This is a genomic window from Thalassobaculum salexigens DSM 19539 (assembly GCF_000423805.1).
Lineage (GTDB): Bacteria > Pseudomonadota > Alphaproteobacteria > Thalassobaculales > Thalassobaculaceae > Thalassobaculum > Thalassobaculum litoreum.
The window spans coordinates 1,677,020-1,698,710 of sequence record NZ_KE384093.1 but is presented as its reverse complement, the minus strand read 5'-3'; the positions used below and the strand labels follow the sequence as shown (position 1 = coordinate 1,698,710).

At 66.7% G+C, this 21,691-nt stretch carries 18 protein-coding genes; 13 read left to right on the top strand and 5 right to left on the bottom strand.

The genetic code is table 11. The annotated features are described in order from the left end of the window. Nucleotides 1-8 precede the first annotated feature (8 nt). Together G578_RS0112315 and G578_RS29525 are read right to left on the bottom strand one after the other, a co-directional pair. Nucleotides 9-728 (bottom strand): HupE/UreJ family protein, encoded by a 720-nt coding sequence (locus G578_RS0112315; RefSeq protein WP_051244698.1) that lies wholly within the window; start codon nt 726-728, stop codon nt 9-11. 58 nt (nt 729-786) lie between these two features. Further along, entirely contained in the window at nt 787-1,140 is a 354-nt protein-coding gene (locus G578_RS29525) for a hypothetical protein (RefSeq protein WP_156907301.1), read from the bottom strand. A gap of 70 nt (nt 1,141-1,210) precedes the next feature. Here G578_RS29525 and G578_RS0112310 point away from each other — a divergent pair, with 70 nt between their 5' ends. The 4 genes from G578_RS0112310 (at nt 1,211) to G578_RS0112295 (ending at nt 4,196) form a co-directional block, all read left to right on the top strand. Then, nucleotides 1,211-1,486, top strand: coding sequence for a metal-sensing transcriptional repressor (locus G578_RS0112310; protein ID WP_028794494.1), 276 nt, complete (start codon nt 1,211-1,213; stop codon nt 1,484-1,486). A gap of 12 nt (nt 1,487-1,498) precedes the next feature. After that, entirely contained in the window at nt 1,499-2,857 is a 1,359-nt protein-coding gene (locus G578_RS0112305; RefSeq protein ID WP_028794493.1) for an MFS transporter, read from the top strand. 234 nt (nt 2,858-3,091) lie between these two features. Next, nucleotides 3,092-3,676 (top strand): amino acid synthesis family protein, encoded by a 585-nt coding sequence (locus G578_RS0112300; RefSeq protein ID WP_028794492.1) that lies wholly within the window; start codon nt 3,092-3,094, stop codon nt 3,674-3,676. Nucleotides 3,677-3,773: 97 nt separating this feature from the next. After that, complete coding sequence (locus G578_RS0112295) at nt 3,774-4,196, top strand: YchJ family metal-binding protein (RefSeq protein WP_084618848.1); 423 nt, start codon at nt 3,774-3,776, stop codon at nt 4,194-4,196. A 16-nt stretch (nt 4,197-4,212) separates the two neighbouring features. On the opposite strand, the gene G578_RS29520 is transcribed toward G578_RS0112295, so the two are convergent. Continuing rightward, nucleotides 4,213-4,398 (bottom strand): hypothetical protein, encoded by a 186-nt coding sequence (locus G578_RS29520; RefSeq protein WP_156907300.1) that lies wholly within the window; start codon nt 4,396-4,398, stop codon nt 4,213-4,215. A 439-nt stretch (nt 4,399-4,837) separates the two neighbouring features. On the opposite strand from G578_RS29520, the gene G578_RS26070 reads away from it, so the two are divergent. The 9 genes from G578_RS26070 (at nt 4,838) to G578_RS0112245 (ending at nt 19,391) form a co-directional block, all read left to right on the top strand. Beyond that, nucleotides 4,838-6,955: a multiheme c-type cytochrome gene (locus G578_RS26070; protein ID WP_051244696.1), complete on the top strand. Its 2,118-nt coding sequence runs from the start codon at nt 4,838-4,840 to the stop codon at nt 6,953-6,955. After that, nucleotides 6,952-8,331, top strand: coding sequence for a hypothetical protein (locus G578_RS0112280; RefSeq protein ID WP_028794490.1), 1,380 nt, complete (start codon nt 6,952-6,954; stop codon nt 8,329-8,331). Before G578_RS26070 ends, G578_RS0112280 begins: the two co-directional genes overlap by 4 nt. A 2-nt stretch (nt 8,332-8,333) precedes the next feature. Then, nucleotides 8,334-9,596: a 2Fe-2S iron-sulfur cluster-binding protein gene (locus tag G578_RS0112275; RefSeq protein WP_051244694.1), complete on the top strand. Its 1,263-nt coding sequence runs from the start codon at nt 8,334-8,336 to the stop codon at nt 9,594-9,596. Nucleotides 9,597-9,616: 20 nt separating this feature from the next. Beyond that, the gene (locus G578_RS26065; protein WP_211228895.1) at nt 9,617-10,684 is read left to right on the top strand and encodes a cytochrome c family protein; all 1,068 of its coding nucleotides are present in this window, start codon (nt 9,617-9,619) and stop codon (nt 10,682-10,684) included. A gap of 11 nt (nt 10,685-10,695) precedes the next feature. Continuing rightward, on the top strand, nt 10,696-12,393 hold the full coding sequence (locus tag G578_RS0112265) for a cyclic nucleotide-binding domain-containing protein (protein ID WP_028794488.1): 1,698 nt from the start codon (nt 10,696-10,698) through the stop codon (nt 12,391-12,393). Further along, nucleotides 12,378-13,211, top strand: coding sequence for a hypothetical protein (locus G578_RS0112260; RefSeq protein WP_028794487.1), 834 nt, complete (start codon nt 12,378-12,380; stop codon nt 13,209-13,211). The genes G578_RS0112265 and G578_RS0112260 overlap by 16 nt, the downstream gene beginning before the upstream one ends. A 146-nt stretch (nt 13,212-13,357) precedes the next feature. After that, on the top strand, nt 13,358-15,703 hold the full coding sequence (locus G578_RS0112255) for a cytochrome c3 family protein (protein ID WP_156907299.1): 2,346 nt from the start codon (nt 13,358-13,360) through the stop codon (nt 15,701-15,703). Between the two features lie 415 nt (nt 15,704-16,118). Further along, on the top strand, nt 16,119-17,135 hold the full coding sequence (locus G578_RS0112250; RefSeq protein WP_028794485.1) for a TAXI family TRAP transporter solute-binding subunit: 1,017 nt from the start codon (nt 16,119-16,121) through the stop codon (nt 17,133-17,135). 84 nt (nt 17,136-17,219) lie between these two features. Continuing rightward, nucleotides 17,220-19,391: a TRAP transporter permease gene (locus G578_RS0112245; RefSeq protein WP_028794484.1), complete on the top strand. Its 2,172-nt coding sequence runs from the start codon at nt 17,220-17,222 to the stop codon at nt 19,389-19,391. A gap of 83 nt (nt 19,392-19,474) precedes the next feature. Here the strand turns inward: G578_RS0112245 and G578_RS0112240 are convergent, their stop codons facing one another. Beyond that, complete coding sequence (locus G578_RS0112240; RefSeq protein ID WP_028794483.1) at nt 19,475-21,205, bottom strand: ABC transporter substrate-binding protein; 1,731 nt, start codon at nt 21,203-21,205, stop codon at nt 19,475-19,477. A gap of 118 nt (nt 21,206-21,323) precedes the next feature. Continuing rightward, nucleotides 21,324-21,689 (bottom strand): DUF2160 domain-containing protein, encoded by a 366-nt coding sequence (locus G578_RS0112235; RefSeq protein ID WP_084618846.1) that lies wholly within the window; start codon nt 21,687-21,689, stop codon nt 21,324-21,326. Nucleotides 21,690-21,691: the final 2 nt, after the last annotated feature.

Genomic DNA, 21,691 nt, shown 5'->3' with positions numbered 1-21,691 from the left:
CCAATCTCTTAGGCGGCCACGAAGTAACCGGTGATCTGCAGTCCCATCAGCATGAAGCCGAGCGACATCATCACGACGTTGGCGGTGTAGGCATGCTTCCAGAAGCTTGCCGACTTCCGCCAATAGCCCATCGCGATCAGGATCACCGCCAGGGCCATGATCTGTCCGAGTTCGACGCCGACATTGAAGGCGATGAGGTTCGCCAACAGTCCATCCGACGCGATGTTGTAGTCGAGAATCTTAGTCGCGAGGCCGAGACCGTGGAGCAGGCCGAAGATCAGGGTCGCGGCCTTGGTATTCGGCTGGAAACCGAACCAGCGCTGGTAGGCTCCGAGATTGTCGAGCGCCTTGTAGACGACTGAGAAGCCGATGATCGCGTCGATCACGTAGGGGTTGACGGCCCAGTTGAAGTAGACGCCCGCCAGCATCGTGATCGAGTGCCCCATCGCGAAGAGACTCACGTAAAGCGCCACGTGCTTCATGCGATAGAGAAAGAAGACCACCCCGAACAGGAACAGGATGTGGTCGTACCCCGTGACCATGTGCTTGGCCCCGAGATAGATGAAGGGGATGATGTTGACCCCCCAGATTTCCTGGATGTAGCCCGCGTCACCCTCTGTGACGTTGTGGGCGACAGCTTGTGTAGCTCCAAGCGCGAAAGCCCAGAGCAGCAGGGCGCCGGCCAGCCAGAACCTGGAGCAGTCGCGCGCCCGGAAGGACATTCTCATGAAGATGTCTCCGCGTTTCGGAATTCAGTCGTGATTGCGAGGTCTCGCCTCGGGGCAATCAGCTGCGCGGGGGTCTTTCAAACAGGAAGATGGGGGTGGGGCTGGCGTCCGATAGCCGTGCGCTGCGATAGCCTCCAAACGTCTGAGGCATGGGTCCGACATTCGCGACAGGCAACAGATCGGGAACGTGTTCATGATCGCCCAGCCCATGGGCATGGCCTTGCAGCGCGGTGAAGATATCCTCTTCGAGACCATGGGAGTGTCCATGATCGAGTGCCGTCTCAGCATGCTCGCTCAGCACGTCGAGCAGATTGGGCAGATGGCCGAGGTCGGGTCGAACAGCGGAAAGCAGGAATGCTCCGCATATGCACACGAGCACAATTCTTCGCAGTTTTCTGAGCCCGTGCTTCATAGGGGTGCTTGGTACAGCTTCCGGTCTGAGACAGCTTGCCCGATCCTCCCAGGGAGGATACTTGTTGTTTATGACAGAACCCCACCGGCATGCAACCCACGGCGATATCGTCAAGCGTCTGAAGCGGGCGAACGGGCACCTGCTCAGCGTCGTCTCGATGATCGAGGAAGGCCGGGCCTGCACCGATATCGCCCAGCAGCTCCATGCTGTTGAGAAGGCGATCACCCAGGCGAAGCGGACCCTGATCCGGGACCATATCGACCACTGCCTCGATGCCGCGGCTCAACCCGGCGACGGGGACCCGGAGGCTCTGTCCGACTTCAAGGCGATCACCAAGTTCCTTTGAGCGGAGGACGGCATGCTGAGCGTCCTGGGCAATCGAACCTACCGGCATCTGTTCGCGGCCCAGGTGCTGTCGCTGATCGGGACCGGGCTGACGACCGTCGCCCTCGGCCTGCTCGCCTACGACCTCGCGGGAGCGCAGGCGGGCCAGGTGCTGGGCACGGCCCTGGCGATCAAGATGGTCGCCTATGTCGGGCTCGCCCCCGTCGCCGCCGCCCTGGCGGGAAAGGCGCCGCGGCGCCGGTTTCTGGTCGGCCTCGATCTCTGCCGGGCGGGGATGGTGCTGTTCCTGCCGTTCGTGTCGGCGGTCTGGCAGGTCTACCTCCTGGTGTTCCTGTTCCAGGCCTGCTCGGCCGCCTTCACCCCGACCTTCCAGGCGACCATTCCGGACGTGCTGACCGACGAGAAGGACTATACCAACGCACTCTCGCTCTCCCGGCTCGCCTACGATCTGGAATCGCTGATCAGCCCCATGCTGGCCGGCCTGCTGCTCACCGTGATGAGCTTTCACTGGCTGTTCGTCGGCAACGGCATCGCCTTCCTGGCCTCCGCCGCCCTGGTGATCTCGGTGATCCTGCCGGCGATCCGTCCCGAGAGCGTTGCCCGGCCGTTCCGGGAAAGGCTGACCCGGGGCGCCTTCATCTACCTGCGCACGCCGCGGCTGCGGGGGCTGCTGGCCCTCAGCTTCGCGGTGTCGTCCGCGGGGTCGATGGTGATCGTGAACACGGTCGTCTATGTCCGCGAGGTGCTCGGCGGCGGGGATCAGGACGTGGCCTTCCTGTTCGCGTCCTATGGGGTCGGCTCGATGCTGGTCGCGCTCGCTCTGCCGCGCCTGCTCGACCGGCTGCCGCCCCGAACCGTGATGCTGTCCGGCGGCGGGCTGCTCGCCGTCGCCCTGCCCTTCGGCGTCCTGGAACCCGGCTACGCGGCGGCCATGGGGCTCTGGGCGGTTGTCGGTATCGGCGTTTCCCTGATCATGACGCCGTCCGGGCTGCTGCTGCGGCGGTCGTCCCATGCCGAGGACCGGCCCGCCCTGTTCGCCGCCCAGTTCGCCCTGTCCCATGCCTGCTGGCTGATCGCCTATCCGACGGCTGGGTGGCTCGGTCCGCTGATCGGGCTTCCGAACACCTTCGTCGTCCTGGCCGGGGGCGTGGTGCTGGGATGCGCCGTCGCCTGGGCGGTCTGGCCGTCCCGGGACCCGGAAGTCATCGAGCACGAGCATGACGGCATCACGCATGTTCACGGCGAGCCCGACGACGCACATCATGGCCAGGGCCGGGTCGAGTGGCGGCCCGACGGCGCGCACCGCCACAAGCCGGTCCGGCATGCCCATGCCTTCGTGATCGACGACCACCACCCGACCTGGCCGCGATAGGGCGGCTGCTTCTAACGGTTCATGTCGCCGGAGCGATCCCGACTTTCAGCCCTGTCGACCCAGAACGGTCGTTGGAGGCCACCATCCGGCCGCCCCATTGCGATCGTCTTTATATGCGCGGTATATGCGCGGTGACCCGAGCCGCGAGTTTCCTCCGGCCATTGGTAGAGCCCGAGCATCGACTGATGGCTTGTTGTTGATGGAAACGACTGCCGTTGGCAGGATGAACCGTAAATGATCGCCGACATTCGCAAGATCGCTGTTTGGGTTGAAGAAACCCTCAAAGAGGCTGGGCGTACCGTTTCGCCTGCCAGCCGGAAGGCCGTCGCCGTGGCGGTGATCGCGAACCCTTTCGCCGGACGCTATGTCGACGATCTCTCTGTCCTCATGGATATCGGCAGCGAACTCGGCGGCCTTCTGGCCGGACGATGCGTCGAGGCTTTAGGAATCGCCCCCGACCAGGTGCAGAGCTATGGCAAGGCCGCCATGGTCGGAGAGGCGGGCGAATTGGAGCACGCAGCGGCCATTCTCCACCCCAAACTCGGCGCTCCGCTGCGGGCGGCAGTCGGCGGCGGCGCGGCCCTGGTACCCTCGTCAAAGAAAATGGGAGGACCGGGGCACGTTCTGGATGTGCCGTTGGGCCACAAGAACGCGGCCTATGTCCGCAGCCATTTCGACGCGATCGAGGTCCGCCTGAACGATTCCCCCCGTGCGGGCGAGATCATGGTTGCCGTCGCTGTGACCGACAGCGGCCGCCCTCTCGCCCGCGTCGGTGGTTTGAGCCACGACGAGGCTGAGGGACAGGATGGATTACGCTAGGACAGCCATTTCTTTGACGGTGGACCCCAGCCCGTCTTCGCGTCCAGTCGTCGCAATGGTCCAGCCGTCGCAATGGTGATGACGGTCAAGCCGGTGCATGGACCGCAAATCGGCAGGCGGCGTGTCACCACGCCCTTGGGAGACAGACTTGTTTGAGCCGTGTGAGTGTGGCAGCGGGAAGAGCTATGTGGGCTGCTGCGGCCGGTTGCATTCAGGGGCGCCGGCGCGCAATGCCGAGGAACTGATGCGGTCACGCTATTGCGCCTTCAGCCGCGGAAATGCGGCCTACCTGTACAAGAGCTGGGCAGCGGAAACGCGGCCGTTGACGTTGACCTTGGACACCGCGCAGGCCTGGACCGGGCTGACGATCGACCGTCACGAGGTGACCGGCCCCGATACCGCGCTTGTCCGCTTCATCGCAACGTGGCGCAAGGGCAGTCAGACGGGCCGTTTGACCGAAACCAGCCGGTTTCGCCGCCAAGGAGCGGGTTGGGTCTATATCGACGGCGTGTCGGAATGAACGCTGGGGGCCTGGACTACGGCGACGGCTCGAACGGCGGCCGTCCTCCGCTCAGTCCTGTGTCGATGTTCGAGGCGCTGATCCTGTTGGCGCAGCCCAGTCTGCGCGGCAAGCGGTTGGAGTTCATGATCCGGGCCCGGCTGTCCTCAATACCGACCAGCGCGATCCATCGGCGCAAACCGCCCGGCACGTCGATGTCCATAATCCCAGTCCAGACCAATGCGAAGACGTCGTCAGTCCGCGCCGCTGTGGAGCATGTGTTCGCGCAACAGTAGATACGCTTTGGACCGTTGATCCCAACCATCGCGCTGGCCCCAGCGGCGGCCGAACCGACGCTCGCCCATCTGGCTTGCCCCTTCGACCGGCTGACCTTCCACGAGCGCCGCGCCGCCGCCGGATGGAAGTGCTCAGAACCCGGGAAATCGGCCTGGATCATCAAAAGCCGAACAAATCAACGCGCCACCCGAGGCCAGTAACCGGCCAAGGACCGACAACCAACGGGAGGGCAAGCTGGGTGTTCTGGAGGTGTGACAGCGCGGCATATTTCTAGTTTTATGTGCACATTGCGAGATTTGACCGATCGCTAAATCACGGTAATAACGTCTCTGATCTCGTCCGCAGAAAGCGACCGGAAGCTGTCTATGAAAAAGAACGGCCTGCACCGCGATCTGATCATCGCCGTTTCCGCCCTGCCGCTGGCGATCTGTCTGCTTGTCAGCGCTGCCGAGGCCGACACCACCGTCGGAGCCCAATCTCTTCAACGGATCGCAGAGCATCTGGCCGCCGCCGACGATGACCTGCTGCTGCAGCCGAGCGCAGGCGACCAGACGCCCCCCGCGCAGACCGACGATCTCCTGCTGCGGCCCACGCCGACACAATCGGACGACCTCCTGCTGCAGCTGGCACCGGCGCAGTCGGACGACCTGCTGGTCCAGCCCTCGGCCAAGGACGATCTGCTGCTGACCCCGGCACCGGACGTCGTCAGCCCGTCCGTGGCACCGGCGATCGGCGCTCCGATACCGACCGAAACACCGCCCGACGCCGCCGGGACGACATCGGCCGGGAGCACATCCGGCGCGGCCGCGGAGCACGAGAAGCTGTTCGCCGAGAACCGCTTCCCGGCCGCCACGACCTGCGCCACCTGCCATCCCAAGCAGTATGAGGAATGGTCCGCCTCCCAGCACGCCTATGCCCAGCTCAGCCCGATCTTCCTGACCATGCAGGCGGCGATCAACGCCAAGACCAGCGGCACCAACGGCGACTTCTGCGTGCGCTGCCATTCGCCGGTGGGCATGAACCTGGAAGAGTCGGTCTATGTCTCCAATTTCGACCGGCACCCGACCTCGCGGGAGGGCGTGACCTGCATCACCTGCCACCGGATCGACCGCAACTACGGCAAGATCAGCGGCCGCCTCGCCATCGTCGAGGGCGATCTGTACGAACCGGTCTTCGGCCCCAAGGGCGACGAGGAACTGAATCGCGTGCTGGACGAACCGGAGACCTATCGGGTCTCCACCGACCGCTCGGCACCCGGCCGCGCCATCCATACCGAAGTCGAACGGTTCTTTCCGCTGGTCACCCCCGGCTTCTGCGGTACCTGCCACGACGTGACCCTGGTCAACGGTTTCCGCCTGGAGGAGGCCTTCGCCGAGTATCATCAGTCGCCGGCCTCCCAGGCCGGGGTGACCTGCCAGGACTGCCATATGGGCAAGGAGCAGGGCGTGGCCTCCGGCTACGAGGAAGGCCCGGCGGCCGTCGTCGGCGGCGAGCCGACGCGGACCCGCAAACTGGCCAGTCATTTCTTCGCCGGTCCGGACCATTCCATCCTTCACCCCGGCCTGTTCCCGCTGAACGTGAAGGCGCAGAGCTTCAAGACCATGCGGGAATGGATGACCTTCGATGATGCCGCCGGTTGGGGAACCGACGCCTTCGAGAATGCCGCCCCGCGCGACTACCCCTTCCCCGAGGCATGGCGCTCGATAGACGACCGGTATGACGGCCGCAAGATCGTCGAGGCGCAGAAGAAACGCCTGGCGAAGGCCGACGAGCGTAGGTTGGAGGTTCTGCGCAACGGCCTGGCGCTCGACGAGATCCGAATCACGTCGGCGGCGCCGGGCGACCTGTCGTTTTCGGCGACGGTGCGCAACATCACGGACGGCCATTCGGTGCCGACCGGCTTCGACGCCGAACGGCTGATGTTCCTGGACGTGACCGTGACGAATGCCGATGGGGCCGTTGTGTACCGGTCCGGCGACCGCGATCCGAACGGTGACCTGCGCGACACCCATTCCGCCTATGTCCATGCCGGCGAACTTCCGCTCGACGAGGATCTGTTCAACCTGCAGTCCAAGTTCCTGGTCCGCCTGCTGCGCGGCGGCGAACGGGAGCAGGTGCTGCCGATCAACACCTCCCAGGGCGTGCTGCCCTTCGTGCGGCCCGAAGCGCTGCCGACGACGATCTACGGCCGGCCGAGAACGGCGCGGAAACACAAGCAGACCATCGACCCGCTGGGCCAGCGGACTGCCGAGTATGCGGTGCCGGCTGAGGCCCTCACCGGGTCGGGGCCCTATGCGATCTCCATGAAGCTCAAGGCGCAGATGGTGCCGGTCAACCTGATCCTGGCGATCCAGGACATCGGCTTCGACTACGGCATGAGCCCGCGCCAGGTCGCCGATGCCGTCGTCGACGGCACGCTGACCATCGCCGAACGGGAGACGGTCGTGACCCTCGGCGGCCAGAACCGGGCAGAAGTCCAATGAACCGGATGCCCCATTGGCTGCGGCTGCTTCCGGCAGCCGCCATCGTCCTCGCCACGTCGTCGGTCTCGGCCGAGGTGAAGACGCTTTCCGAAGAAGTGATCCCCTACAAGGGCGACGCGCTGCCGGCGCGCACCGAGCCGCTGCTGGAGATCGGTTCGGACCTGCTGGGGACCGGCCCGCTGGATCCCGGTTTCGAGCTGCCCACCGGCGCCGTGTGGCAGCCCGCGCTCTGGGTCTTCGGCCAGTACCGCACGGGTGTCGGAATCTTCAAGAACGGCGACGCCCCGGAAGTGCAGGAATGGGCCAACCGGCTCGACCTGTTCGCCAACCTGCAGCTCAGCGGCACCGAGCGGGTGCTGTTCGGCCTGTCGCCCCTGCGCGACGGGGGCCGGTTCTCCGGCTACCACCGCCGCCCGGAGGACAGGGAAGGCTTCGACAATCAGTTCAGCGGCGAGATCACCGCCCTGTTCTTCGAGGGAGAGATCGGCGAGATCTTCCCCGATGCCGATCCGTTCGACACCGGCGGCCTGGATATCGGCTTCACCGTCGGGCGCCAGCAGCTGCTGTTCCAGGAAGGCCTGCTGATCAACGACACGGTCGATGCCGTCGCCGTCACCCGGGACACCCTGATCGCCCGGGACATCTCGGTCGATACCCGCCTCACCGCGCTGTTCGGCTGGGGCAACATCCACCGCAGCGACAACGCGCGCGACGACAAGGCCAAGCTGGTCGGCCTGTTCTCGGAGACCGACTTCCGGGCCTCCACCGTCGCGCTTGACGCACTCTGGGTGACGGGGGGCGAGGACGGCGACAATGGAACCGACGGCCTGTTCCTGGGTGCGGCCGCGACCCAGCGTTTCGGCAAGCTGAACACCGCCTTCCGCGTCGCCCAGTCCGTCGCCCTCGACGACACGTCCGAGGCGGTCGATACCGGCACCGTGTTCCTGGCCGAGCTTTCCGGCGACCCGATGGGCAACGACGACGTGATGTACGTCAACGCCGCCTGGGCCGTGGACCGGTTCACCTCGGCGGCCCGCGATCCGATCGCCGGCGGCCCGCTCGGGCCGGTCGGCATCCTTTTCGCCTCCCCCGGTCTCGGCGATTACGGGACCGCCCTGAGCAACCGGGCAGACGACGTGGTCGCCGCCGCCGCCGGCTATCAGATGTTCTTCAACCAGGAGCGCACCCAACTCGTCGCCGAACTCGGCACCCGGATCGCCACCGATCCGGACCAGCGGGATGCCGCCGCAATCGGCCTGCGCTTTCAGCAGGCGCTGGGCTCCCGTTTCGTCCTGCAGCTCGACGGCTTCGTGTCCCGCGAAGAGGCCCGCGACCTCGGCTACGGCGCGCGCACCGAGTTGCTGGTAAGATTCTAGCGATGATCGGGATCCTTGAGACACTCGGCTATGTCATCGTCGCCGGCACAGCCGCCCAGATGGCGCTCGGCCTGTACGGGACATGGCGGCGGGGCTATCTGGAGCGCCGCAGTTTCGCCGCCGAGGCCCGACTGTTCGAGCGTCGGGTCGAGCTGTCGCTGCGCCGCGCCGAAGCGGAGCGCGACCTCGCCATCAATTCCTGGAGCGGATTCCGCAAGCTGAAGGTCGTGCGCAAGGTCCGCGAGGCCGAAGACGTCCATTCCTTAGAGCTGGTCGCGCACAACGGCCGCCCCCTGCCGCGCTACCTGCCGGGCCAGTTTCTGACGTTCCAGTTCCGGCTCCCGGACCGGTCCAAACCGCTGGTGCGCTGCTATTCCCTGTCCGATGCGCCGAGCGACGGCGGACGCTATCGCATCAGCGTGAAAAAGGTGCCCGCCCCCGAAGGCGCGGCCTGCGATCCGGGCATCGTGTCGGGTTACCTGAACGACGTGGTGCGCGAGGGCGACATCCTGGACGTGCGCGGGCCCACCGGCGCCTTCACCGGCGATCCCGCCTCCGACCAGCCGATCGTGCTGATCGCCGGCGGCATCGGCATCACGCCGCTGCTGAGCATGCTCAACGCGATGTGCGACGGCCAGACGGAACGCGAGATCCGGCTGTTCTACGGCGTGCGCAACCGCGACCAGCACGCCTTCGCCGAGCATATCGCCGGACTGCGCCGGCTCTACCCGACCCTGCATGTGGTTACCTGCTACAGCCGGCCGACCGAGGCCTGCGTCCTCGGCCGGGACTACGACCGGCCGGGCCGGATCGATCTGGCGTTGCTGAAGGACACGCTGCCGTCGACCAACTACCTCTTCTATCTGTGCGGACCGGCGCCGATGATGGAATCCGTCGCCGGCGGCCTGCGCGATTGGGGCGTGCCGTCCGAGGATATCCGGGTCGAAGCCTTCGGCGCGGCCACCGCACACCGTCAACCGACCGAACGCCCCGCGGCAGAAGCCAAACCGGGTGTGGAGGTCCGCTTCGACCGGTCCGGCAAGACCCTGAACTGGGACGGGTCGGCCGGCTCGATTCTCGCCCTGGCCGAGAGCAACGGCGTGGCCCTGGAGAGCGGCTGCAGGGCCGGGCATTGCGGCACCTGTATCGTTGCCATCAAGGCAGGCGCGGTAGACTACGTGGCGGAACCGGCCGTGGTTCCGGAACCGGGCACCTGCCTCGCCTGCATGGCCGTACCGCGCGACAGGTTGATACTCGACGCATGACCAAACCGAACGACGCTAGAATGAAATCGACGGAGGACGCCACGATGCACCAGTCAACGGGACTATCGGCCCTCGGCCGGCTCGCCACGGCGGCATCGTTGCTTGTCACGACCCTGGTCGTCACGGCGGCACTCGCCGGCTCGCCCGCCGCGGCCCAGACCGGCGACGGTGCGTTCAAGGTGATCGGCCCGGCCAAATGCGCCGAGTGCCACAAGACCGAGACGGAAGTCTGGAAGGGTACGCACCACTTCTCGACCTTCACCGAGCTGACCCGCAAGAAGGAGGCGAACGACATCGCCGAACGCATGGGCATGCGGCGGATCAAGTCGGAGAGCCTGTGCCTCAACTGCCACTTCACCACGGTAGAGACCAGCGGCGGAGAGCCCGAGCCGGTCGCCGGCGTGTCCTGCGAGAGCTGTCACGGCGCGGCGAGCGCCTGGCAGCCGATCCACAGCGGCTTCAGCGGCAAGAAGGAAGGCCAGGAAAGCCAGGAAGAGATCGCGCTCCGCTGGCAGAAGGCCGAGGCCGCCGGCATGATCCGCCCCAAGGATATGTATGCCTGGGCAAGCAACTGCTTCTCCTGCCACGTGGTGCCGAACGAGAAGCTGGTGAATGTCGGCGGGCACAAGGCCGGCAGCCCGTTCGAGCTGGTCACCTGGTCCCAGGGCGAGGTCCGCCACAACACCTGGCACAACAAGGGGGCCGCCAACGCGCCCGCCTCGCTCAACGACAAGCGGCTGATGTTCGTCGTCGGCCGGGCGGTCGAGTTGGAGACGGCGCTGCGCGCGGTCGGCAAGGCGACCCAGAAGGCGTCCTACGCGGTGTCCATGGCCACGCGCGCCCAGGCGGCCCGCCAGGCGATCGCTGCCCTCGAGGGGTACCTGAAGATCGAGGAACTCGGACAGATGGGGGTGGCTGCCAACAGCGCCGGCCTCAAGCTGAACAACGACGCGGCCCTGTCGGCGGCGGCGGACAAGGTCGGCGCGATCACCCGCCAGATCGTCGAGAAGTACGACGGCAGCACCTTCGGCGCGATCGACCAGGTCCTGCCGCCGGACTCCGCCTACAAGGGCACCCCGGCCCGCTGAGGATCGTCGAGGTGCTTTCCCCCGCCACAGCGATCAGCCGGCCCCGACGCTGGGACAATCCGTTCGACCCGGATCTGGCGGCGGGGGCGGTCGAGCGGATCCTGGCGGCACCGGTGTTCCGCGATCTCGATCCGGAGCGGTTCCCGCCGGGCCTGCTCCTGGCGGACATCGTGCGCAACGACGCCCGGATCAACCGCTACCAGCGCGGCGACATCGTGGTGCGAGAGGGGGACTACGGGAACTCGGTCTTCGTGATCCTGACCGGCACGGCCTGCGTCCTCTATGCCGGCCTTCCCGACAGCAACCGCGCGATGCCGCGGCGTCGCCGGTCGGTCTGGCGGGCGCTGTCCCAGCTCTGGGGCAATTCGCCGGAGATCGAAACCCGAACCCTGTCGCCGCGATCCGGCGCCGTGCATCTGCGCGCCGACCGGGACCGGGCCTATCTGCCGGACATCGACCGGGTGATGGCCGAGCAGTCGATCATTCCGCTCGGTCATGGCGACATGTTCGGCGAGATCTCGGCCCTCTCGCGTACCCCGCGCACCGCGACGGTGTTCGCCGGCACCGACTGCGAAGTGATCGAGCTGAGATGGCAGGGACTGCGCGACCTGCGCGCCCGCGACCCCGGCCTGCGCGAGACCGTCGACCACCTGCACCGCACCCGCAGCCTGCTCGCCCATCTGGCGGAAAGCCCGCTGTTCGCCCACCTGGACGCGGAGACGAGGGCCGTCGTCGCCGAGGAGATCCGCTTCGAGAACCACGGGACCCAGGAACTCTTCCCCACCGGCGAGGTGCCGTCGGACTCCGGCGAGCCCCTGGCGGGCGAACCGCTGATCGCCGAGGAAGGCAGCCTTGCCGACGACCTGATCATGGTTCGCGCCGGTTTCGCCCGGGTGACCGAGCACCTGGATCACGGCGACCGCACGGTCGGCTACCTGAAGAACAACGACCTCTTCGGATTCGAGGAACTGGTCCGGCAATGGCGATCGGGGGCGGCACGGCCGCTGCGCTACAGCCTGCGGGCGATCGGCTATCTCGACATTCTGCGGGTGCCGGCCCTGGTCATGGAGCGCTACGTCCTGCCCACCCTGCCCGAGCACCTGTTGCCGACAGAGACCCCGGCGGAGGCGCCCTCGACGCCGGTCTGGAAGCGGGACGAGAGCGCCACCGGGATCGAACAGCCGCTGGTCGACTTCCTGATCGACGAGCGGATCATCAACGGCACCCAGTCGATGGTGATCGACCTCGACCGCTGCACCGGCTGCGACGACTGCGTGAAGGCCTGCGCGGCGACCCATGACGGCAACCCGCGCTTCGTGCGCCAGGGCCCCTCCCATGGCGACGTGATGATCGCCCATGCCTGCATGCACTGCGTCGATGCCGTCTGCCTGATCGGCTGTCCGACCGGCGCGATCCAGCGCGACCTGTCGCTCGGCGACGTCCACATCAACGACGAGACCTGCATCGGCTGCGGCACCTGCGCGCGGAGCTGCCCCTACGACAACATCGTCATGGTCGAGATCGCCGACCGCGCCGGCCAGGTGATCACCGACCGGGAGACGGGAACGGCGATCCATCGGGCGACCAAATGCGATCTGTGCGCCGGACAGCTTGGCGGACCAGCCTGCCAGCGCGCCTGCCCGAACGACGCCCTGGTCCGCCTCGACATGAGCGACCCGGGAGAGCTGGTGGCATGGCTGCGTCGCTGACCGGGTTCGCCCGCCGGAGGATCCGCAACGGCACGATCGTTGGCATCGCCGCCGCCCTGCTCGTGGCCACCGCCCATCTGGCGGAAACGACCCTGCACGACACCCGGTTCGTGACCGGCTGGATCCTGCTGATCCTGATCGCCGCGCTCGCCCTGTTCGAGGCGCGCCGACGCATCCCGGTGCTCCCCCTGGGCAGCGCGTCGGCCTGGGAACAGGTCCATATCTACGCCGGCTGGTTCGCCGTCGCTGTCTTCCTGACCCATACCGGATTCGGCCTGCCGGACGGCCCGTTCGAGGTCGCGCTCTGGATCCCGTTCGTGGCGGTTGCGATCAGCGGGACCGTCGGGATTTGGTTGAACCGGATCCTGCCCAGGCGCATGCGCGATCACGGGGCCCGGGAACTCTACGACCGTATCGCCACCCGCCGGGCCGAGATTGCCGCCGAGGCGCAGGCCCTGGCCATCGCCTCGGCCCGGGACACGGCGTCGGTCACCATCGCCGACTATTACCAAAAGGAACTGAGCGTCTATTTCCAGCGGCCGCGGAATGCGCTGTCCCATCTGACCGGATATCACGGCCACCAGCGTCGTCAGCTCCAGCAGATCCGTTCGCTTCACCGGTATGTCGATGCGAGCGGGCGAGACACGCTCGAGCGGCTCTGTGAACTTGTCGAGGCCAAGGATGACCTCGACTACCAGTACGCCGCTCAGATGGCACTGCGGTTCTGGCTGTTCGCCCATGTCCCGCTGGCGCACGCGCTTCTGATCCTGATGGTGATCCACGCGGTCCTCGCCTATGCCTTCCAGGTGGGGCCGTGACCGGTGGCCCCGGCAAAGCCGGCGACGCCGGATCCTACGACCGCCCCGACCGGAAATGGCGATGCGGGCGGCTCGCCCTCGGTCAGCCATGCCCGCGTGGGCCCGACGCCACAGGCAGCTGCCGAGGTGCCGCCGACTGCGCGCCGGTGCGCCGGGGCGACCGCTGGCACTGCACACGCCCACCGAGCGCCGGCGGCCCCTGCCAGGCCGGTCCGCTGCCCGACGGCGCCTGTTCGGTTCAGCGCCCGCCCTGCGTCCCGGTACGCAGCCTGAGCGCGCTGCGCCGCCGGGTCACCCGCATGGTCGTGGTCGCGGTCATCGGACTGGTCATGATCGCGCTGACGGGCACCGACCGCGAAGCCCTGCTGTCGCCAGGGCCGCTCACGTTCCAGCACAGCGTGGTCGGCGGCTGCGCGGGCTGCCACCAGGGATTCGACGACGGGCCCGCCGGCTGGGTCATGACCGCTTTCGGCATGGCGCCGGAAGGCCACGGCGATGCCGCCTGCCACACCTGCCACGACCTCGGCGACCATGCCGAGCTGCCGCATTCCCGGCCGGCCGCCGCGACCGCCGCCCTGACCGACGTGGCTCAAGCGCATCGCGCGGAGCACGACACCGAAACGCCGTTCGAGTTCAGGGTATCGGGATGGCTGTTCGCCGATGCCGACGCACCGACGTCGAGCGTCGGATGCGCCACCTGTCACCGTGAGCACCGAGGCGTCGAGGCCCACCTTACCGAGATGCCGGAAGGCGCCTGCCAGACCTGCCACACGGCTCAGTTTGCCTCGTTCGCGAACGGCCACCCGGAGTTCGACAGGCCGCTGTTCAACCGTCGACCCCGTATCGCCTTCGACCATGCAGCCCATCTCGACCGGCATTTCGGTGCCGCCGAAAGCGCCGGCAAGGCGCCGGAGAGCTGCACGGTCTGTCACCTGCCGTCGGACGACGGCCGGGCCATGCTCACCGCGAGCTTCGAGACCATGTGCGCGTCCTGCCACCAGGCCGATATCGCCGGGACCGGATCGATCGGACCAGCCGGGCTCCGGTTCCTGGCGGTGCCGGGGCTGGATCTGCGGGAACTGAAAGCCCGCGGCGTGGATATCGGTGCCTGGCCCGAATGGTCGGAAGAGCCGATCAGCCCGTTCATGGCGCGCCTTCTCGCGGCGGACGCGTCGGTGGCGGCAGCCCTCGACCGACTGGAGGGCCTGGACCTTCTGGACCTGCGGGATGCGGCACCGGCGGATATCCGGGCGGTCGCGACCGTGGCCTTCGCGGTCAAGCGCCTGATCGGCGACCTGCTGGCCGACGGGGTCCAGGCGGCGGAAACGAGGCTGGCGGACGGTGCTCCCGACCGGCGCGGCGCGGGCCCGACCGCCGATCAGACGGGCACCCTGCTCGGCTATCTGCCGATGGACGTATTGGCGGCCGCCGCCGATGAATGGTTCCCGTCCCTGGCAAGCGACCTCTCCCGACCGTTCCCGGAGCTGCCGGACCCGATCCCCGGGCCCAAACCCGCAGGAACCGACGCTCCGGCTTCCATTTCGGCACCCGACCAATCGACGATCCTCGCCGCCCCAAGCGACGCGCAGTCCGACATCCTGGCGCCGCCTTCGAGCGACCAGTCGGATATCCTGGCCCCCGTGCCGGACCAGTCGGATATCCTCGCCGCACCGTCAGCGGATCAGTCGGACATTCTCGCCGCCCCGTCGGGCGATCTGGCGCCGGCCGTCGACCAGTCGGACATCCTGGCCCTACCCTCCGCCGACGGCCTGAACACCTTCCAGGCGCCCAAGGTGCCCGCGGACGAGGCTCTGGCACCGCCCCCGGACACGGCACAGACGCCGCCGGTCGCACGAACCGACCTCGCCTCGCCGCCGATGCGGATCGAGCCCAATGTCACTCCGGAGGACTGGATGCCCGCCGGCGGCTGGTACCGCGGCGAATTCGCGCTGAGGTATCGGCCGACCGGACATGCGGATCCATTCATGCGGGCCTGGATCGACATAGCGGCCGCGAAGCCGCAGACAGAAGGCGGCAGCACATTGCTTTCCGTCTTCAGCGGCGCTCAGGCTCCCGGAACCTGTCTGCGGTGCCACAGCATCGACCACCCCCAGGACGGGACGGCTGCCGGGACCGGCAGCGTCAACTGGTCGACGATGGACTACGATCCCGACATCCGGACCTTCGTGCGCTTCGCCCACGCGCCGCATTTCAGCCTGGTCGCCGAGTCCGGCGGATGCCAGACCTGCCACGCGGTGATCCGGCCGGACGGACCGGGCGGCGCGACCGCGTTCCAGGAGCAGTACCTGCAAGGCGATCCGACGACCGGCGTGATCGCCGGCTTCAGCCAGCCGACCGTCGCCACCTGTTCGCAGTGCCACGCCCCGGGACAGGCCGGAGACAGCTGCACCCAGTGCCACGCCTACCACGTCGGCACCTTCCCGACGCCGACTGTACCGACCCGCATGCAGGTGCCGCTCCCTGGCCAGTAGCGCCGGAGGGGCAGAACGCCCTTCAGCATCCAGCGTCCTCTGGTCGGCCGCAAACCATCCGGATCCGGCGCGCCGAAGCATTGTCCCGATGGACATCCTCAGCCGATGCGGCGCGATCCAGAACCGGCCCCTCGGATTCGAGCGTCCCATCCTCGAAGCCGTGACAGGGTGCGGGTGTGAGAGCCCCCAAGATTCTGCGGCTCAGACGGCCGTTCGCTGCATTTCCCAGTTCCAGTATCCGCCGACCCGATATACCGTCGCGCCCGGCGGTACAAATGGTGACCGTCGTTTTCGGAAATGCCGCCAAGACATGGGCAGAGAGTCCGCGCCGCGACCCTTCCATGAATCCGCCGGAAAATACCGGGCGGTCAGTCTTGCGTCTGTCCCAGGCATTTCCCCCTGGAGGAAACAAGTAATGAAGACTCAGAGCCTTAAAGTGCTCGCTGCCGCCGCGGCGATTATCGCTGCCATCTCGGGATCTCCAGCCCACGCGCAGGACGCCCGAAACTACGTGCTCTCAACCGCCACAACCGGCGGAACCTACTATCCCGTGGGCGTCGCCATCGCGACGCTGATCAAGGTCAAGCTTGAGCCGACTCAGAAGATCGGCCTGTCCGCGATCAGCTCCGCGGGCTCCGGTGAGAACGTCAAGCTCATGCGCGAGAAGCAGGCTGAATTCGCTATTCTGCAGGGCCTGTTCGGCCTCTACGCCAAGGAAGGTAGCGGATCGCTCGCCCAGGACGGCCCCCAGCCGCACCTGCGGTCGATCGCCATGCTTTGGCCCAATGTCGAGCATTTCGTCGTCATGGCGGACGACGCGAAGACCGGCACCGCCGCCGATCTGGCGGGCCTGACGGGCAAGAAGTTCTCGATCGGCGCGCGGAACAGCGGCACCGAGCATTCCAATCGGTTCATTCTGAAGAATCTCGGCATCGATGCCGAGGGCTATGACCTCGTGTTCCAAGGCTACGGGCCGACCGCCGACAGCCTGCAGAACGGCTCGATCGTCGGCGCCGGCATTCCCGGCGGCCCGCCGGTCTCGGTCATCACCCGCATCCAGGCGCAGATGGGCGGCGGCGTGAAGATCCTGCAGTTCACCGACGAGGAAGCCGCAAAGGCCGACGGCGGCACCGGCCTGTACTACAAGTACACGGTCCCCGCCGGCACCTATCCGGGTCAGGACACCGACCTGAACACCATCGCACAGCCGAACTTCCTCGGCGTGCACCAGGATGTTCCGGAGGAGGACGTCTATCAGATCACCAAGGCGATCTTCGAGAACCTCCCCTTCCTGAACAACATCCACGCGGCGACCAAGGCGATGTCGCTCGACAGCGCGATGTCCGGCCTGCCGGTGCCGTTGCATCCGGGCGCGGCGCGCTACTTCAAGGAGGCCGGTCTCACCATCCCCGCCTCCCTGGTCGCCCAGTGACCCGATTGGTCTGACAGCACGCGGCGGGTGCGGGAACGGTCGTTCCAGCACCCGCCGCCCCTCTTCGGAATCGGGAGCACCGACGTGACCGACGGCGAGCGCCAAGCCGGCGCGCATGAACTTTCAGACACGATGGACGCTTCCGCCGCCGCAGAGGTCGACCAGTCGACGCGCCAACGCCCGGCCGACTCCCTGGCCGGCCGCGCCGCGTTCTGGATCGGTGTGGGACTGGCGGTTCTGCACATCTGGATCAACACCCTCGGCACGATGTCCGAGCTGCGTGCGTCCGTGCTGCATTTCGCCGGCTTCGGGTTGCTGTGCGCGCTGCTCTTCCCGGCCTGGCACTCGGCGAGCGCGACCGGGCGCCGTTTGGCGATGATGCTGGACATCGTCCTCGGTCTCGCCGCCCTCTCGCTGTTCGCCTATCTCGTTCTCGGCGAGGAGACGTTCTACGCCCGCAACGGGTCCTTCCTTTGGTACGACTGGATCTTCACCGCGATCGCGGTCGCGCTGGCGATAGAGTTCACCCGGCGGACCACCGGTCTGATCATCCCGATCCTGATCGTCCTCGCCTTCACCTACGTGACGGCATGGGGAAGCTGGTTCCCGGGCGTGCTGTCGTTCTCGGGGCTCGGGTACGAGACCATGCTGTTCCGCTCGTTCTACTCGGACGACGGCATGTTCGGGGTGATCGCAACGATCTCCTACAGCTACGTCTTCATGTTCATTCTGTTCGGCGCCTTCCTCGTTCAGTCCGGTGCCGGCGATTTCATCATCGACTTCGCCCGCGCGATCGCCGGCAAGCTGGTCGGCGGCCCCGGGTTCGTCGCCGTGCTCGGCTCCGCGCTCATGGGAACGATCTCGGGCTCGGCGGTGGCCAACACGGTGTCCACCGGGGTCATCACGATCCCCCTGATGAAACGCGCGGGCTTCCCCGCCCGCTTCGCCGCAGGGGTCGAGGCGACGGCATCCACCGGCGGTATGCTGATGCCGCCGATCATGGGCGCCGGCGCCTTCGTCATGGCGAGCTACACGCAGATCCCCTATCTGACGATCGCCGCCGTCTCGGTGCTGCCGGCGATGCTCTATTTCTTCGGGGTCGCCTGCTTTGTGCGGGTAGAGGCGAAGAAGCGCGACCTGAAATCCCTGGATGACGATGCGCCGCGGATCGGAGAGGTGCTCAAGCGCGGCACGACCTTCTTCATCCCGATCACCCTGCTGATCGCCATGCTGATCGCGGGGTTCACGCCGACCTATGCCGCCGGTTACGCCATCCTGGCGACCATCGCGTCGTCCTGGCTGACCCGCACGCATCGTATGGGCCATCGCGAGATCCTGTCGGCCATGGCCGGCGGGGCCCGCAACATGATCCTGACGGCGGTCCTGCTGGTCTCGGTCGGCATCGTCGTCAACGCGGTGACCCTGACCGGCATCGGCAACACGTTCTCGCTGATGATCGACGACTGGGCCGGCGGGAACCTTCTGATCGCCCTCGTGCTGATCGCATTGGCCAGTCTCGTGCTCGGCATGGGATTACCGGTGACCGCCTCCTATATCGTCCTCGCCACCCTCTCGGCGCCCGCCTTGGCGGATATGATCGTGCGCAGCGAAATCATCACCGCCTTTGCCTCCGGACAGATCCCGGACGCGGCCAAGGCCATCCTGATGCTCACGTCCCCGGACAAGGCCGCCCTGCTCGACGGACCGATGACCCGCGAGGCGGCGGCCGGGCTGGTGGCGGCGATCCCGGCCGAGATGATGTCCATGGTGAAGGATGCCACGCTGACGCCGGCGATCCTGACGACGGCGCTGCTGTCGGCCCACATGATCATCTACTGGCTGAGCCTGGACTCGAATGTTACGCCGCCGGTCTGCCTCACCGCCTTTGCCGCCGCGGCGATCGCCAAGAGCCCGCCGATGGCGACCGGGTTCACCGCCTGGAAGATCGCCAAGACGCTGTACATCGTGCCGGTGCTCTTCGCCTACACGCCCTTCCTGAACGGTGATCCTGTTCTTGCACTGGAGATCTTCGCTTTCGCCCTGGTCGGGATCTACGCGCTGATCGGGGCGATGGAGGGCTATCTGGAGGCACCGGTGTCCTGGCCGATGCGCGCCGTGCTGTTCGCGATTGGCGTGACGATCCTGTGGCCGAACGACTGGTCCGTGAACTTCATCGGGACGGCCCTGTTCGTCGTGTTCTTCATCTGGAACGTCCGGACCGACCGCCGGCAGAGGATCGGGGCCGCGGAAACGTAACCCGCGGTAGAGCGTTGTCGTGAACCAAAGAGAACGCCGGGGCGGCGAAGCCCCGGCGTCCGATACTCGGTATGCGCGGAACCTTACTGCCAGCGCTTGATGATTTCCTCGTAGGCGACGGTTTCGCCTTTCGGCTTCTCGTTGTCGAGCTTCGCCTTGGGGCCGTCCGGCTTGCCGAGCCATTCGGAAGGATCCTTCGGCTCGTTCAGGCGCGGACCGCAGCCGCCGTAGACGTTGCTCGACTCATCGGCACGCTGCATCCGACCCATGATGGTGTCCATTTCACCGGCGAGACGGTCCATGGCTTCCTGTGGGGTGAAGGCACCGGAGTTGACGTCGCCGATCTGCTGCCACCAGAGCTGGGCCAGCTTCGGATAGTCCGGCACGTTGATGCCGGTCGGCGACCAACGCACCCGGTCGGGCGAGCGGTAGAATTCGATCAGACCGCCGAGGTTGGGCGCCCGCTCCGTGAAGCTCTGATGCCGGACGGTGCTGTCGCGGATGAACGTCAGACCGACATGGCTCTTGCGCACATCGACGGTCTTGGACACCACGAACTGGGCGTACAGCCAGGCGGCCTGGGCCCGATCGCTCGGGGTGGACTTCAGGAAGGTCCAGGAACCGGCATCCTGATAGCCGACCTTCTGGCCTTCCTGCCAGTACGGCCCATGCGGGGACGGCGCCATCCGCCAGAGCGGCTTGCCGGCATCGTCGACCGTGTTGTTGCCCTCCGACTTCGGAGCCACCATCGAGGCGGTGAAGGCGGTGTACCAGAAGACCTGCTGGGCGACATTGCCCTGGCTGAGAGCCGGCAGCGACTGGTAGAAGTCGTAGCTGGCCGCACCCGGAGGCGCATAGGCACGCAGCCACTCGTCCCACTTGCGGATCGCGTAGACCGCCGCCGGGCCGTTGGTGGCACCACCGCGGCTGACGCTCGCGCCGGCCGGGTTGCAGGAGCCCGCTTCCATGCGAATGCCCCACTCGTCGATCGGCACGCCATTCGGCTCGCCCGGAGAGCCCGCGCCGGCCATCGACAGCCAGGCATCGGTCATCCGCCAGCCGAGGTCGGGCGCGCGCTTGCCGTAGTCCATGTGACCGTAGACCCGGACGCCGTCGATCTCCTTGACGTGGACGCTGAAGAACTCGGCGATGTCCTCATAGGCCGACCAGTTCACCGGCACGCCGAGATCGTAGCCGTAGATCTCCTTGAACTGCTTCTGCAGATCCTCGCGATCGAACCAGTCCTTGCGGAACCAGTACAGGTTGGCGAACTGCTGATCCGGAAGCTGGTAGAGCTTGCCATCCGGTCCGGTGGTGAAGGAGATGCCCATGAAATCGTCGAGATCGAGCATCGGATTGGTGGACGCCGCCCACTCGCCGGCCATCTGATCGGACAGATTGTAGGCCAGTTGCAGACGCGAGTGCGTCCCGATCAGATCGGAGTCGTTGATGTAGCCGTCGTAGAGGTTCCGGCGGGTCTGCATCTGGGTCTGGACCGCCTGCACGACTTCGCCTTCGCCCAGCAGCTGGTGGTTCACCTTGATGCCGGTGATGTCCTCGAAGGCCTTGGTCAGGACCTCCGACTCATAGGTATGGGTCGGGATGGTCTCGGACAGGACGTTGATTTCCATGCCCTGATAGGGCTCGGCCGCCTTGATGAACCACTCCATCTCCTTGAGCTGTTCGTCCCGGCTCAAGACCGATTGCGAGAATTCGTCGTCTACCCACTTCTCCGCGGCGGCCATGTCGGCGAGTGCCGGGCCTCCCCAAAGAAGCCCGGTGGCAGCCAAACCCGCCAATATCGACTTCTTCATTGGTCTCCTCCTCTGACGTCTTTTGTTCCGGCAACCGCCGGTTTGTTCCGCACGCTTGTCGCGTGCTGCACGGCTTCGACCGGCCCATGCCGGCTCGAAGACGATTCCGTTCGGGCCTTCAGACCCATTTCGCGACCGCCGCCGCCCAGACAAGCGCGATGATCGACGCCCACCACAGCGGGCCGCTGAAGAACGCCAACCAGGCCAGATGGATGTAGGCGGCGCTCAAGAGCGAGATGAAAAGCCGGTCGCCGCGCGTGGTATCGATGCCGAGGATGCCCGGTTCACGCGGATCCCCGCCCGGGCGCGCGATCTCCCAAACCGTCATGACCAACAGAGCCGTGGCGATGCAGGCGAAGAACACGGCCGTCTGCCAGGTCCAGGCCATCCAGCCCAGGAACGAGACGCCGGTGGGGTCGGTGTTCTGCGCCAACGCGATCCCGGGGATCAGCGCGAGCAGGACCGTCAGAAGCCCGAACCGCATGG

Excerpts from the sequence above, each read along its gene's own strand:
- G578_RS0112315 (WP_051244698.1), bottom strand. The coding sequence starts at position 728 with ATGAGAATGTCCTTCCGGGCGCGCGACTGCTCCAGGTTCTGGCTGGCC.
- G578_RS29525 (WP_156907301.1), bottom strand. The coding sequence starts at position 1,140 with ATGAAGCACGGGCTCAGAAAACTGCGAAGAATTGTGCTCGTGTGCATA.
- G578_RS0112310 (WP_028794494.1), top strand. The coding sequence starts at position 1,211 with ATGACAGAACCCCACCGGCATGCAACCCACGGCGATATCGTCAAGCGT.
- G578_RS0112305 (WP_028794493.1), top strand. The coding sequence starts at position 1,499 with ATGCTGAGCGTCCTGGGCAATCGAACCTACCGGCATCTGTTCGCGGCC.
- G578_RS0112300 (WP_028794492.1), top strand. The coding sequence starts at position 3,092 with ATGATCGCCGACATTCGCAAGATCGCTGTTTGGGTTGAAGAAACCCTC.
- G578_RS0112295 (WP_084618848.1), top strand. The coding sequence starts at position 3,774 with ATGGACCGCAAATCGGCAGGCGGCGTGTCACCACGCCCTTGGGAGACA.
- G578_RS29520 (WP_156907300.1), bottom strand. The coding sequence starts at position 4,398 with ATGGACATCGACGTGCCGGGCGGTTTGCGCCGATGGATCGCGCTGGTC.
- G578_RS26070 (WP_051244696.1), top strand. The coding sequence starts at position 4,838 with ATGAAAAAGAACGGCCTGCACCGCGATCTGATCATCGCCGTTTCCGCC.
- G578_RS0112280 (WP_028794490.1), top strand. The coding sequence starts at position 6,952 with ATGAACCGGATGCCCCATTGGCTGCGGCTGCTTCCGGCAGCCGCCATC.
- G578_RS0112275 (WP_051244694.1), top strand. The coding sequence starts at position 8,334 with ATGATCGGGATCCTTGAGACACTCGGCTATGTCATCGTCGCCGGCACA.
- G578_RS26065 (WP_211228895.1), top strand. The coding sequence starts at position 9,617 with ATGAAATCGACGGAGGACGCCACGATGCACCAGTCAACGGGACTATCG.
- G578_RS0112260 (WP_028794487.1), top strand. The coding sequence starts at position 12,378 with ATGGCTGCGTCGCTGACCGGGTTCGCCCGCCGGAGGATCCGCAACGGC.
- G578_RS0112250 (WP_028794485.1), top strand. The coding sequence starts at position 16,119 with ATGAAGACTCAGAGCCTTAAAGTGCTCGCTGCCGCCGCGGCGATTATC.
- G578_RS0112240 (WP_028794483.1), bottom strand. The coding sequence starts at position 21,205 with ATGAAGAAGTCGATATTGGCGGGTTTGGCTGCCACCGGGCTTCTTTGG.
- G578_RS0112235 (WP_084618846.1), bottom strand. The coding sequence starts at position 21,689 with ATGCGGTTCGGGCTTCTGACGGTCCTGCTCGCGCTGATCCCCGGGATC.